This window comes from Glaesserella parasuis, from assembly GCF_002015085.1.
Classification (GTDB): Bacteria; Pseudomonadota; Gammaproteobacteria; order Enterobacterales; family Pasteurellaceae; genus Glaesserella; species Glaesserella parasuis.
In genome coordinates, this window is record NZ_MUXW01000014.1 from 43115 (window position 1) to 57223 (window position 14109).

Annotated in this window: 11 protein-coding genes; 7 read left to right on the top strand and 4 right to left on the bottom strand. The window is 41.3% G+C overall.

Annotated elements, in window-relative coordinates; all coding sequences use genetic code 11:
* Positions 1 to 68 precede the first annotated feature (68 nt).
* Together B0183_RS05210 and B0183_RS05215 are read left to right on the top strand one after the other, a co-directional pair.
* Positions 69 to 428 carry a twin-arginine translocation signal domain-containing protein gene (locus tag B0183_RS05210; RefSeq protein WP_021118971.1) on the top strand — a complete coding sequence of 120 codons (360 nt, stop codon included), beginning with the start codon at positions 69 to 71 and terminating at the stop codon, positions 426 to 428.
* Entirely contained in the window at positions 392 to 931 is a 540-nt protein-coding gene (locus B0183_RS05215) for a dimethyl sulfoxide reductase anchor subunit family protein (RefSeq protein WP_078208451.1), read from the top strand. The genes B0183_RS05210 and B0183_RS05215 overlap by 37 nt, the downstream gene beginning before the upstream one ends.
* 181 nt (positions 932 to 1112) lie before the next feature.
* Here the strand turns inward: B0183_RS05215 and B0183_RS05220 are convergent, their stop codons facing one another.
* The 4 genes from B0183_RS05220 to aceE all read right to left on the bottom strand — a co-directional run bounded on the left by B0183_RS05220 (position 1113) and on the right by aceE (position 9503).
* Positions 1113 to 3422, bottom strand: coding sequence for a Tex family protein (locus tag B0183_RS05220; protein ID WP_078208452.1), 2310 nt, complete (start codon positions 3420 to 3422; stop codon positions 1113 to 1115).
* 130 nt (positions 3423 to 3552) lie between these two features.
* Positions 3553 to 4977 (bottom strand): dihydrolipoyl dehydrogenase, encoded by a 1425-nt coding sequence (lpdA, locus tag B0183_RS05225; RefSeq protein ID WP_005711597.1) that lies wholly within the window; start codon positions 4975 to 4977, stop codon positions 3553 to 3555.
* Between the two features lie 117 nt (positions 4978 to 5094).
* Positions 5095 to 6696 (bottom strand): pyruvate dehydrogenase complex dihydrolipoyllysine-residue acetyltransferase, encoded by a 1602-nt coding sequence (gene aceF, locus B0183_RS05230; protein WP_078208453.1) that lies wholly within the window; start codon positions 6694 to 6696, stop codon positions 5095 to 5097.
* A gap of 149 nt (positions 6697 to 6845) precedes the next feature.
* Positions 6846 to 9503 carry a pyruvate dehydrogenase (acetyl-transferring), homodimeric type gene (gene aceE / locus B0183_RS05235; protein ID WP_078208454.1) on the bottom strand — a complete coding sequence of 886 codons (2658 nt, stop codon included), beginning with the start codon at positions 9501 to 9503 and terminating at the stop codon, positions 6846 to 6848.
* Between the two features lie 381 nt (positions 9504 to 9884).
* On the opposite strand from aceE, the gene purE reads away from it, so the two are divergent.
* From purE to ubiG, 5 genes are all read left to right on the top strand, one after another.
* Positions 9885 to 10379 (top strand): 5-(carboxyamino)imidazole ribonucleotide mutase, encoded by a 495-nt coding sequence (gene purE, locus B0183_RS05240; RefSeq protein ID WP_012621758.1) that lies wholly within the window; start codon positions 9885 to 9887, stop codon positions 10377 to 10379.
* Positions 10380 to 11345 carry an asparaginase gene (locus B0183_RS05245; RefSeq protein ID WP_005711605.1) on the top strand — a complete coding sequence of 322 codons (966 nt, stop codon included), beginning with the start codon at positions 10380 to 10382 and terminating at the stop codon, positions 11343 to 11345. It abuts the gene before it with no gap.
* A 51-nt stretch (positions 11346 to 11396) separates the two neighbouring features.
* Positions 11397 to 12491, top strand: coding sequence for a 5-(carboxyamino)imidazole ribonucleotide synthase (purK, locus tag B0183_RS05250; protein ID WP_012621760.1), 1095 nt, complete (start codon positions 11397 to 11399; stop codon positions 12489 to 12491).
* Between the two features lie 93 nt (positions 12492 to 12584).
* The gene (locus B0183_RS05255) at positions 12585 to 13094 is read left to right on the top strand and encodes a peptidylprolyl isomerase (protein ID WP_005711608.1); all 510 of its coding nucleotides are present in this window, start codon (positions 12585 to 12587) and stop codon (positions 13092 to 13094) included.
* A 67-nt stretch (positions 13095 to 13161) separates the two neighbouring features.
* Positions 13162 to 13872 (top strand): bifunctional 2-polyprenyl-6-hydroxyphenol methylase/3-demethylubiquinol 3-O-methyltransferase UbiG, encoded by a 711-nt coding sequence (gene ubiG, locus B0183_RS05260; RefSeq protein ID WP_021110821.1) that lies wholly within the window; start codon positions 13162 to 13164, stop codon positions 13870 to 13872.
* The last annotated feature ends 237 nt before the right edge of the window (positions 13873 to 14109 follow it).

Sequence of the window (14109 nt, forward strand, 5' to 3'; positions counted from 1 at the left end):
AACGGAAATCTCTATATTCCCTACGAACGACTTAATCGGGTCAATTTTCTATTTTGTGAGGAAATTATATGAAACATCAATCAGACAGCAGCCATTTTTCGGCAGAACGACGTTCGTTTCTCAAAGGTGGTGCTGCGTTAAGTGGGGCGGCACTTGCAGCAAGTGCTGTTCAAATTCCAATTGCAAAAGCTAATCCAAAACCAACCGCTTCTACAGCGAATGAAAAACTTGTTTGGAGTGCTTGTACCGTAAACTGCCACAGCCGTTGCCCGTTGCGTATGCACGTTCAAGATGGAGTGATTAAATATGTAGAAACTGATAATCTTGGTTTAGACAATTACGGCGATTTCCACCAAGTGCGTGCTTACCGCTTGTTAGCTTTGTTTCATCTATTGAACACAAACTACCAACAGCGTGGCAACCGTTAGGGCGTGTAGTGGTTGCTATTTCAGGTTTAATTTTTATCGGGGCAATGGCAAAACTCTACCTAATCCCAACTGTGCCAACGTGGAATAGCGTCCATACGCCAGTATCGTTTTTCTTAACGGTTATATTAGCTGGTTCTGCTTTGGCAGTCGGCTTATTACAAGCGGTACGTTGCGGTGAGTATTTACAAAAAACCTTGGTTGGTATTGCAATCGTTGGGGCGATTGCCACTGCAATTAGCACCTACTTGAACTATCAATATCTCTTAGGGGTAAAAACGGCGATATTCACTGCATTAGATCTCGTACCTGATTATCTCACTATCACCTTTATCCACTTTGGATTGATTATTGTCGATATTGTCTTATTGCTAGTAGCACTGAAAAAACGCACTACACTCATCAGCTTCAGCGGATTTGCGTTAATCCTGATCGGCGAATTACTTGGTAGAACCTTGTTTTACGGATTACATATGACGGTAGGATTGAAAGCGTTAGGGGGCTAACTTATATAGCATTTCTTTCACTTCCCTTCCCTCTTACGAGGGAAGGTGGAATAGCATAACCTGATAACATGTCAAAGATACTTGAATTAAACAAGAAAAATTTGACAGAAGCAAAGGCAAAGTGAGATGGTGGTAAGAACGCTCCAAATTACTTTGTCATCGTCCCGACCAAAAAAGTAGATTACTTCTTCCACCCCTTCAACGCATCTGCAAAAGCATTGTTGCCAAAACTTTGACGTTCAGACTTTTGCGAGCGGTCGGATTTGCCAAACTCTTTGCGTTTCTCACCGCTTGTATCACGTTTATCCGTTGGCTTATCGTCCAAACGCATCGTTAAGGCAATACGTTTACGAGCCACATCAACTTCTAATACCTTCACTTTGACTACGTCACCCGTTTTCACCACTTGGTGCGGATCTTCAACAAAGCTGTTCGACAACATTGAAATATGCACTAAACCGTCTTGATGAACGCCAATATCCACAAACGCCCCGAAGTTCGTTACGTTAGTGACAGTGCCTTCTAAAATCATACCGACTTTCAAATCGCTGATTTCTTCTACGCCGTCCATAAAGATCGCCGTTTTGAACTCACCACGAGGGTCACGCCCTGGCTTTTCAAGCTCTTTGAAAATATCGTTTACCGTTGGCAAGCCAAACTGTTCATCAACAAAATCTTTGGCGTTCAAACTATGAATTTTCGTTGAGTTACCCATCAACTCACCCAAGGTAGAAGCGGTTGCCTGTAAGATTTTTTCCACCACAGGATAAGCTTCTGGGTGAACACTTGAGGCATCAAGCGGATTTTTTCCACCTAAAATTCGCATAAAGCCAGCACACTGCTCAAAGGCTTTTGGTCCTAAGCGAGCAACTTTTTTCAGGTCAGAACGAGAATTAAAACGCCCATTTTCATCACGGTAAGCCACGATATTTTGAGCCAAGGTTTTCGTCATACCCGCCACACGCGCAAGCAATGGTGCAGAAGCGGTATTTAAGTCCACGCCTACCGCATTTACACAATCTTCGACCACCGCATCAAGTTTACGCGCCAGTTGCGACTGATTGACATCGTGCTGATATTGCCCTACACCAATCGCTTTAGGTTCAATTTTCACCAATTCCGCCAACGGATCTTGCAAACGGCGAGCAATCGACACTGCACCACGCAAGGATACATCAAGTTCAGGGAACTCCGCCGCCGCTAATTCTGAAGCCGAATAAACCGATGCCCCTGCCTCACTTACCACCACAGTTTGCGGTTTATTCTCTTTGATCTCTTTAATCACTTCTTTGGCAAAACGCTCCGTTTCACGAGAAGCCGTGCCGTTACCAATCGCAATTAAATCAACATTATGCTGTTTAATCAGCTTATAAATGGTCACCATTGCAACGTCCATCTGTCCCGTATGAGGATAAATCGTGGCGGTATCCAATAATTTACCCGTATTATCGACCACAGCCACTTTCACTCCAGTACGCAAACCTGGGTCTAATCCCATCGTATTTCTTGCCCCTGCAGGTGCAGCCATTAATAATGCGGATAAATTACGTGCAAACACATCAATCGCTTCTTCTTCCGCTTTTTCTCGCAATGCCCCCATTAATTCCGTTTCAAGGTGCAACAAGGCTTTGATTTTCCATGTCCACGCAATCACCTGCGAACGCCAGCTGTCTGCCGGTTGCTGACGAAGTTGTACGCCTAAATGCTCACGAATAATCTCTTCACAATAACTTGAACGGCTACCTTCTTCCGCATCAGGATCGGCATTCAAATTGAGCGACAAAATACCCTCATTACGCCCACGGAACATCGCTAAGGCACGATGTGACGGCACATTTTTCAACGGCTCACTGTGAGCAAAATAGTCACGGAATTTCTCGCCTTCTTCTTCCTTACCGTCAATCACCTTGGCTTCAAGGGTGGCATTAGCGATCAGATATTGACGTAATTTTGCAAGCAGATCTGCATCTTCGGAAAAACGTTCCATCAAAATATATCTTGCCCCATCAAGTGCAGATTTCACATCTGCCACACCTTTTTCTGCGTCCACATAGGCTTCAGCGACTGTTTCAGGCACTTGGCTAGGATCGTTCCAAAGACTATCCGCCAACGGCTCAAGCCCTGCTTCAATCGCAATTTGCCCACGAGTACGGCGTTTTGGTTTATACGGCAAATAGAGATCTTCAAGCTCCGTTTTACTCTGCGTTTGTTCAATTTTCTCACGCAGTTCATCGGTGAGCTTGCCTTGCTCTTCAATGGATTTCAAAATAGTTTGACGGCGGTCGTTTAGCTCACGCAAATAGAGTAAACGAGTTTCAAAATGGCGAAGTTGAGTATCGTCTAATCCGCCTGTGACTTCTTTACGATAACGAGCGATAAACGGAATGGTATTTCCTTCATCAAGTAAAGTCATCGCTGCAAAAATTTGTTCAGATCGCACCGCTAACTCTGCGGCAATAATTTGGCTGATTTGGTGGTTGAGTTCTGTCATTGGGTATCCTGTAAAAACACATTAAATTTACAAGGCATATTTTAGCAGGGAAATGGGAAAATTTCTGAGAAAAAAGAGGTTACATATTAGTATAAAACCTCTCATTCCGAGAGGTTTTATTGCGCTCTAATTATCTTTTCTTCGCTTTTGGATTTGGAAGGTCTGTGATAGAGCCTTCAAATACCTCTGCTGCAAGACCTACAGACTCGTGTAGAGTTGGGTGAGCGTGGATAGTTAATGCAATATCTTCTGCATCACAGCCCATTTCAATCGCTAAACCGATTTCACCTAACAATTCACCGCCGTTAGTACCCACAATTGCACCACCAAGTAAACGATGTGTATCTTTATCGAAGATTAATTTTGTCATACCGTCTGCACATTCAGACGCAATCGCACGACCTGAAGCAGCCCAAGGGAACTTCGCCACTTCGTAGTTTAAGCCTTCTTGTTTACACTCTTTCTCAGTTTTACCTACCCAAGCTACTTCTGGCTCAGTATAAGCAATAGATGGGATCACTTTTGGATCGAAGTAATGTTTTTGTCCTGCAATTACTTCTGCAGCAACGTGACCTTCGTGAACACCTTTGTGTGCTAACATTGGCTGACCCACGATGTCACCGATAGCGAAGATGTGTGGCACGTTAGTTCGCATTTGTTTATCTACCGCGATAAAGCCACGATCATCAACATTCACACCTGCTTTACCTGCATCTAATAGTTTGCCGTTCGGTACACGACCGATAGCTACTAATACTGCATCATAGCGTTTAGTATCGTTGCACGCTTTGCCTTCCATTGAAACATAGATACCGTCGTCTTTTGCTTCAACTGCAGTCACTTTAGTTTCAAGCATTAATTTGAATTTCTTCTCAATGCGTTTGGTGAAAATTGCTACAACGTCTTTATCCGCTGCTGGAATAACTTGGTCGAACATTTCAACCACTTCCACTTCTGAACCTAAGGCTTGATATACCGTACCCATTTCTAAACCGATGATACCACCACCCATAATGAGTAATTTTTTCGGAATTTCTTTTAATTTAAGTGCGTCTGTTGAGTCCCAAATACGCGGATCGTGGTGTGGGATAAATGGTAATTGAATTGGGCGAGAACCTGCTGCAATAATCGCATTGTCGAATTTAATGGTTGTTGGGTGTCCATCGCGGTCACGAGCAACTAGCGTATGTGGATCAGCAAAGGTTGCCTGACCTTCAACAACAGTCACTTTACGCGCTTTTGCCATACCTGCTAAACCGCCAGTCAGTTTTGCAACTACCGCTTCTTTACCTGCACGCACTGTGTCTAAATCAATGGTTGGTTCGCCAAATGTAATACCATTATGCTCTGCGCGTTTTGCTTCTTCAATGATTTTTGCAACGTGTAATAATGCTTTAGACGGAATACAACCTACGTTTAAGCACACACCACCAAGGGTTGAATAACGTTCAACTAAGACTGTTTCTAAACCTAAATCGGCACAACGGAAAGCCGCAGAATAACCTGCTGGACCTGCACCGAGTACCACTACTTGTGTTTTAATTTCTTGGCTCATAAAATTTTTCCTCTTATGTAGGGACACACTACGTGTGTCCGCGGACGCAAGCATTGCGTCCCTACAATAAGCGGTCTTTTTTGCAGAAAATTTTGCAAATCTGACCGCTTATATCAATTACATTACTAAACGACGAATGTCCGCAAGTACACCGTTAATGTAGCTTAAGAAACGAGCTCCATCAGCACCGTCAATTACACGGTGGTCGAAAGATAATGATAACGGAAGCATTAAGCGTGGCTCAAACTCTTTACCGTTCCATTGTGGCATCATTTCTGATTTCGATACGCCTAAAATTGCAACTTCAGGGGCATTCACGATTGGTGTGAAGTGGGTTGTACCGATACCTCCTAAGCTTGAAATGGTGAAACAACCGCCTTGCATATCTGCTGCAGTTAATTTACCTTCACGCGCTTTCTTAGACACTTCCATTAATTCACGAGAAAGCTCAACAATGCCTTTTTCGTTCACATTTTTAAATACTGGAACAACTAAGCCGTTTGGTGTATCTACTGCAACGCCGATATTAATATATTTCTTAAGGGTAAGTTTTTGACCGTCTTCAGAAATTGAGCTGTTGAAACGTGGGTACGCTTCTAACGCTTTCGCTACCGCTTTCATAATGAACACCACTGGCGTGATTTTCACATCTAATTTTTGTTTTTCAGCCAGTTTGTTTTGTTCTTTACGGAAATTCTCTAAATCTGTGATGTCCGTACGATCAAAGTGTGTAACATGTGGAATCATCACCCAGTTACGATGTAAGTTCGCACCTGAGATCTTATTGATACGACTTAATTCAACTTCTTCAATTTCACCAAATTTGCTGAAATCGACTTTCGGCCACGGTAATAAGCCTAAACCTGCACCGTTCGCTACGCCATTGCCTGCTGCTGGAGCTTTACCTGATTTCACATCTTCAAATACTTGAACCGCAGTTTTCACATAAGCTTGAATATCTTCTTTAACGATACGACCTTTGCGACCTGTACCTTTGATACGATCTAAGTTTACACCAAACTCACGCGCTAAGCGACGAATCACTGGGGTTGCGTGAGCATAAACTGCACTTGCAACCACTTGTTCTTGGCTTAAACCAGATACATTACCTGATTGTGCTGGCGCCACTGCAACTGGTGCAGGCGCTGCCGCCGCTTGTGGAGCTGGAGCAGATGCTGGCGCTGCACCTGCGACTTCAAATTTCATAATTAATGAGCCAGTTGAAACTTTATCGCCGACTTTCACTAAAATTTCTTTTACCACACCTGCGATTGGTGCTGGCACTTCCATAGAGGCTTTATCGCCTTCTACGTTGATGATAGATTGATCAACGGCAACAGTATCACCCACCTTCACCATAATTTCAGTCACGTTGACTTCATCGCCACCGATATCTGGTACATTGACATCAACAACTGCACTCGCTATCGGTGCTGCCGCTGGAGCTGGTGCAGCTTCTGCGACCGCTTGTGGTGCTGGTGCTGAACCTGCTGCTTCTAAAACTAACATTGGTGAACCTGTGGTCACTTTATCGCCCACTTTCACTAAAACTTCTTTTACCACACCTGCTTCTGGTGCTGGTACTTCCATAGAGGCTTTGTCACCTTCTACATTGATAATAGATTGGTCAGCAGCAATGGTATCGCCCACTTTGACCATCACTTCGGTTACGGTAACTTCATCACCACCGATATCTGGAATTTGAATTTGTTTTGACATTTTTGTAATCCTTCTTATAAGCGGTGAAATTTGTAAAAAATTTACTTAATCACACCACTTGTAGGGACGCACTGCGTGCGTCCGTTGAATATCGAAGCCAAATTTCTCGGACACACGCAGTGTGTCCCTACATTTATTCGACGATTTGATTATGCGTATAACGGATTAATACGATCTACATTTAAGCCAAATTTTGCAATGGCATCAGCAACCACTTTGGTTTCTACTGTGCCTTCTTTCGCTAATTGACTTAACGCAGCAACAACAACATAACGTGCATCTACTTCAAAGTGTTCGCGTAAGTTTGCACGGCTGTCTGAACGACCGAAACCGTCTGTACCTAAAACATGGTAGTGCTTGCTTGGCACATACGCACGGATTTGTTCTGCGTAAAGTTTCATATAGTCAGTTGAAGCGACTGTTGGTAAATCTGCTAACACTTGTGAAACATAAGGTACGCGTGGGGTTTCTGTTGGGTGTAATAAGTTCCAACGAGCAGCATCCGCACCGTCACGACCTAATTCGTTGAATGAAGGTGCTGAGAAGACATCTGCAGTGACACCATATTCATTAGCAAGGATTTGTGCCGCTTCACGTACATGGCGCATGATTGCACCAGAACTTAACAATTGAACGTGACCTTTACCCTTACCTTCTACCGTTTCAAATTTGTATAAACCTTTACGGATACCTTCTTCCGCACCTGCAGGCATTGCTGGTTGTTCGGTAATTTCATTTAATGTCGTGAGGTAATAGAACACATCTTCTTGTTTTTCACCGTACATACGGTTGATACCGTCTTGAACGATAACAGCCACTTCAAAGGCAAATGCTGGATCGTAAGTGATACAGTTCGGGATAACGCCTGCTTGGATATGGCTATGACCATCTTCGTGTTGTAAACCTTCACCGTTTAAAGTTGTACGGCCTGATGTACCACCGATCATAAAGCCACGTGCTAATTGGTCACCGGCTAACCACATCATATCGCCAACACGTTGGAAGCCGAACATTGAGTAGTAGATGAAGAATGGGATCATCGGTTGGTTGTTTACAGAGTATGAAGTTGCTGCTGCAACCCAAGATGCCGTTGCACCTAACTCGTTGATACCTTCTTGTAACACTTGGCCGTCTGTTGCTTCACGGTAGTAAGCCACTAAATCACGGTCTGACGGCACATAGTTTTGACCATGTGGGTTATAAATACCGATTTGACGGAATAAACCTTCCATACCAAAAGTACGGGCTTCGTCCGCAATGATTGGCACGATAGTTTGACCGATATTTTTATCTTTTAATAAGATATTTAATACACGAGAGAATGCCATTGTAGTTGAAATGCCACGTGGTTGTACATCTAATAATGCTTGGAATTCTGATAATGCAGGAACTTTGTACTCTACGGTAAATTTCGGTTTACGTGCTGGTAAATAACCATTTAACTCTTTACGACGACCGTGTAAGTAGTTGTACTCTTCTGAACCTTCTGGGAAAGTTACATATTCTAAGTTTTCTACTTGTTCGTCCGTTAATGGCAAATGGAAGTAGTCACGGAAGCCTTTTAAGCTATTTAATGACATTTTTTTCGATTGGTGAGCCGTATTTTTACTTTCTGCTTCAGGGATTTTGTAGCCTTTTACTTGGTGAGCTAAGATAACCACTGGTTTATTTGAACGTTTCGCACGCTCAAATGCGGCATACATTTTCTCTGAATCGTGCGCACCACGACGTAAGTGCCAAATTTCATCATCAGTCATATCAGCAACTAATGCAGCAGTTTCTGGATAACGACCGAAGAAGTGTTCACGTACATAAGCACCATCTTTTGATTTGAAGGTTAAGTAGTCACCATCAACTACTTCCATCATTAATTGTGCTAACTTACCTGACGTATCTTTAGCGAATAATTTATCCCAGTTGCTACCCCATAAGACTTTGATGACTTCCCAGCCGGTACCTGTAAATAAACCTTCTAATTCTTGAACGATTTTACCGTTACCATTTACTGGACCGTCTAAACGTTGAAGGTTACAGCTAATAACGAAAATCAAGTTATCTAATTTTTCACGACCTGCAACGGTTAATGCACCTTTAGATTCGATTTCATCCATTTCACCGTCACCTAAGAAGGCATAAACGGTTTGACCTGATGTATCTTTAATACCACGATTTTGTAAATATTTTAAGAAACGTGCTTGATAAATCGCATTAACCGGACCTAAACCCATAGATACGGTAGAGAATTGCCAGTATTCAGGCATTAATTTCGGGTGTGGGTATGAAGATAAACCATCAGCAAAAGCTTCTTGACGGAAATTATCTAATTGCTCTGCGGTTAAACGACCTTCTAAGAAAGAACGTGCATAGATACCTGGTGCGGCATGACCTTGAGAATAAACTAAGTCACCGCCGTCTTTATCTGTTGCTGCTTTGAAGAAGTGGTTAAAGCACACTTCATACATGGTTGCAGCAGATTGGAAGGTTGAAATGTGACCGCCGAGATCCAAATCTTTCTTCTGACTACGCAACACCATCGCAATCGCATTCCAGCGAACTGCTGAACGAATACGACGCTCAATTTCTTGATTTCCTGGATAAACAGGCTGTTCAGACACTGGAATGGTGTTTACATAATCAGTTGTTACGCCTGATGGAAGCCCTACACCCTGAGTGCGAGCATGTTGCATTACTTGTTGAATAATAAATTGAGCACGCTCAGTGCCCTCTTCTTTAACTAAAGAGTTTACTGAGTCTAACCATTCTTGCGTTTCGAATGGATCTACGTCATGTGCTAACATTTCTGACATAGTCTTTTCCTTTTTTTCTCTGATGAATAAAACATTGCAAAATTGTTACAATTTTGCCAACCGTTGAAACTTTAACCAAAAGTCCGTTATTTATTTTTGTTTTAGATCAATAAAACACGGCAAATAGCCCTACTGATATTCGTAGAGCTACTTTTAGGAAAGCGTCTATCGCCTTGATTTTCAACGACTTTTTTTTGATTTATCAAAAATTGTTGAAAATTTATAGACAAATTTGACCTCAAGATAGCAAAAACCACTTATTTTGTCTATTTTTCAAAGCCTAAAATGTTAGCTTCATCACAGATTATTTCTTTAGGCAAACGTTTGCTTTTTGTGATACACTCCTCACCGCTTGTATTACACTCAATCCAAAGGTACAAAATGACAACCAACATCGAAATCGCCATTGTAATGGGTTCAAAAAGCGATTGGGCAACTATGTCCGAAGCAACCCAAATTCTCGATCAATTTAACATTCCTTATCACGTTGAAGTCGTTTCAGCTCATCGTACGCCCGATAAACTGTTTGAATTTGCCGAAACCGCAGAACAAAAAGGTTACAAAGTGATTATTGCAGGAGCTGGCGGGGCGGCTCATCTACCTGGTATGATTGCAGCGAAAACCATTGTTCCTGTCTTGGGTGTACCTGTAAAAAGCTCAATGCTCAGTGGCGTGGATAGTCTTTACTCTATCGTTCAAATGCCAAAAGGCATTCCTGTCGGCACCCTTGCTATTGGTCCAGCTGGGGCTGCAAATGCAGGATTATTAGCGGCACAAATTTTAGGTGCATTTAACCCTGAAATTGCACTAAAATTACGATCTTTCCGCAATGAACAAACACAATCTGTGTTAGACAATCCAGACCCACGAATTTAAATGAGTAAAAAATTATTAATTCTCCACACAGGTGGAACTATTTCAATGAGCGAAGGCGAAGACGGCAAAGTATCGCCTTCAGCTCAAAACCCACTTTTAACGGCGTTAGCTAAACTCAATCACCCTGCTCAACTTTATCAAGAAGCGATTTTGCACGTTCCTTCGCCCCATATTACCTTGGCACATTGGCAGTTGCTAAAAGATCGGATCGAACAGGCAGTGTTAGCCGAAGGTTATGATGGCATCGTGATTACACACGGCACAGACACCTTAGAAGAAACAGCCTATTTCCTTGATTTAGCCTTGAAAGTGAATGTTCCCGTTGCCATTACAGGGGCAATGCGTTCTAGCAATGAATTAGGCTCTGACGGTTTAATTAACCTACAAAGTGCTATTTTGGTGGCATTAAGTGATGAAAGCCAAAACAAAGGTGTTTTGGTGGTGATGAATGATGAAATTCATAATGCCAAATTTGTGACCAAAACTCATACCACTAACGTAGCAACCTTCCAAACGCCCACATTTGGGCCTTGTGGTTTGGTTACCAAAAACCGTGCAATTTATTTCCAACATCTGACCGCTTACGAACGCTTTCCGATTGATCGTTTGGAAAAATCAAACATTCAACTGGTCAAAGCCTATGTCGGTATGGATAGCTTCTTACTAGAACAACTGGCTCAAAGCCGTTGTGACGGCGTAGTGGTTGAAGCTTTAGGGGCAGGAAACCTACCGCCATCTTGTCTAGCGGGGATTTCCGCCCTATTAAATGCAAATATCCCAGTGGTATTGGTGTCCCGTGCCTTTAACGGTATTACGCAAGATGTGTATGATTATCTTGGTGGCGGTAAGCAACTGAAACAACAAGGGGTCATTTTCACCCAAGGATTAAGCGGACAGAAAGCTCGCATTAAGTTGATGGTTTTGTTGAATCAAACGTTGGAAAAACCGTTGGCGGAATATTTTTAAATAATTAAACGTAGGGACACACTGCGTGTGTCCCTACTATTAAGGATAACTATGCAAAAAAGCACACTCTACCCCCCTATTTATGTTCTTGGTAACGGGCAACTTGGCAGAATGTTACGTTATGCAGGTATGCCATTAGACATTGAAGTTCAGCCATTAGCCTTTGATGATCCCGTATTCGATCTTGCAGAAAACAGTTTGATTACCGCTGAAATTGAACGCTGGGCAGAAACGCCTTTAACAAATTTATTAAGCAACCATAAAAACTTTGTCAATCTTTCCGTTTTCAGACAACTTGCCGACCGTTTTACCCAAAAATCATTGCTCGATCAGCTTAATCTCTCTACATCGCCTTGGCAGTTATTAAGTTCTCCTGAGCAATGGCAGCAAGTCTTTGAAAACATTGGTGAAAAAGTGGTAGTGAAACGTCGTACAGGGGGCTATGACGGTCGTGGGCAGTGGATTGTCACTAAAGATAATGTCGAACAAATTACCTCTGATTTATTTGGTGACGTAATTGCAGAAAAATTTATTCCCTTTGATGGCGAAGTTTCCTTAGTGGGTGCAAGGTTCCGTAATGGCGAAACTCACTTCTACCCTGTAACCCATAACTTACAACAAAACGGCATTTTGCGTTACAGCGTTGCGGATATCACGCTACCCCATCAACAAATATTCCAACAACAAGCAGAACAAATGCTCTCTGCGATTATGCACGAACTCAATTATGTTGGTGTAATGGCAATGGAATGTTTTGTAGTAGGCGAAAAACTGCTGATAAATGAACTCGCTCCACGCGTACACAATAGTGGACATTGGACGCAGTTAGGCTGTTCAATCAGTCAATTTGAATTGCATTTGCGTGCATTACTTGATTTACCAACCCCAGAGCTTAAACCTATTGCACCAAGTGTAATGGTGAACCTTATTGGGATCGAACATCATAATGAATGGTTAGATATTCCATTTAGCCAACTGCATTGGTATGGAAAAGAAGTTCGAGCAGGCAGAAAATTGGGGCATATTAACCTTTGCCACCCTGATAAAACCGTTATCATTGAAAACTTGCAAAAACTCAAACCTTATCTCTCTGAGGATTTTTATTCGGGGTTGGATTGGGTAAAAAATATCATCGAACATACGTAATTTCGTTAGCCATTAAGAAAGTTTTTGTAATTTCGCCAAAACTTATAATAATATACTGTACTTCTACTTACATTTCATATTTAAGGAATAAAAATGGTTATATTACATACTAATCTTGGTGATATCAAAATTATGCTAAATTTTGAGAAAGCACCTATTACTTCTGCAAATTTTGAGTCTTATTGTAAAGAAGGTTTTTACAATAATACTATTTTCCACCGTGTTATTGATAATTTCATGATTCAAGGTGGAGGCATGGAAGTAGGAATGATAGAAAAACCAACCAGAGAACCAATTAAAAATGAAGCAAGTAACGGTTTAAGTAATAAACGGGGTAGTATTGCGATGGCTCGTACAGCAGATCCTCATTCAGCCACCTCACAATTTTTCATTAATGTTGTAGATAATGCTTTCTTAGACTACCGAACAAAAGAACTATTTGGCAAAACTGTAGTTCAAGAATGGGGGTATGCTGTTTTTGGAGAAGTTGTAGATGGTATGGATATTGTAGATAAAATAAAAGTTATCTCTACACATAATTATGGATGGCATACTGATGTCCCTAAACATGATATAGTCATTACTTCTGTAAGTATTGAATAAATCACAATGTCCTCTATTCCTCTCTCAATCTAATTATTTTCTACTTTAAAATAATCGTGAGTAATTTATGAATAATATTGATCAACAAGAAGTGGAGAAATTTGAAAAAATGGCAAAAACTTGGTGGGATCCTCAAGGAGACTTTAAGCCTATTCATCTACTTAATCCACTAAGGCTTGCCTATATCAATGACAAAACAAATGGGCTATTTGGAAAAAAAGTACTTGATATCGGATGTGGGGGAGGAATTCTAAGCGAATCAATGGCTGGTTTAGGAGCTATTGTCACTGGCATTGATATGGCAGCAGATGCTCTACTAGTTGCTAGACAACATGCAGAATCTAATCACTTAAATATTTGCTATCAGCAAATTACTGTAGAAGACTTTCTAAAACAACATTGTATAACGGATACTGAAAAATTTGATATTATTACCTGTATGGAGGTGCTTGAACATGTACCCAATCCTCATTCTATTATTCAGAGTTGTAAGAATTTATTAAAGGAAGATGGTTTACTCTTTATTTCAACCATTAATAGAACAGCGAAAGCATACATGTTGATTATTATAGGCGCAGAATATGTTCTCAAAATGCTTCCTAAAGGCACTCACAATTTCGAAAAATTTATTAAACCCTCGGAGTTGCTAAGATGGTGCTCTCAAGAAGATTTTGAATGTAAAGAAATCGTCGGATACCATTTTAATCCTTTAACAAAGAATTTTTGGATCAATAAGGATATAAATTGTAATTATATTGCCGTACTACAAAATAACTAAAACTAGCTATAGTAATGGCAAAAAGAGAAATGATACAGTATTAAGTCAATAGCATAAAAGGCATAGTAGACAAAAGTGTTGGTAAAAAGTGGGCTAAAGCCTTATAGTACAAGGCTTTAACTCACTTTTTGAAATATGAATAAAAAACTGTCCTTTTTGCCTTAAGAACAATATCCAAAAGCATGGAAAGAAAAATAATAGAGGTACTTTTGTTCGTCCTGTCATAAAACCTTTTCT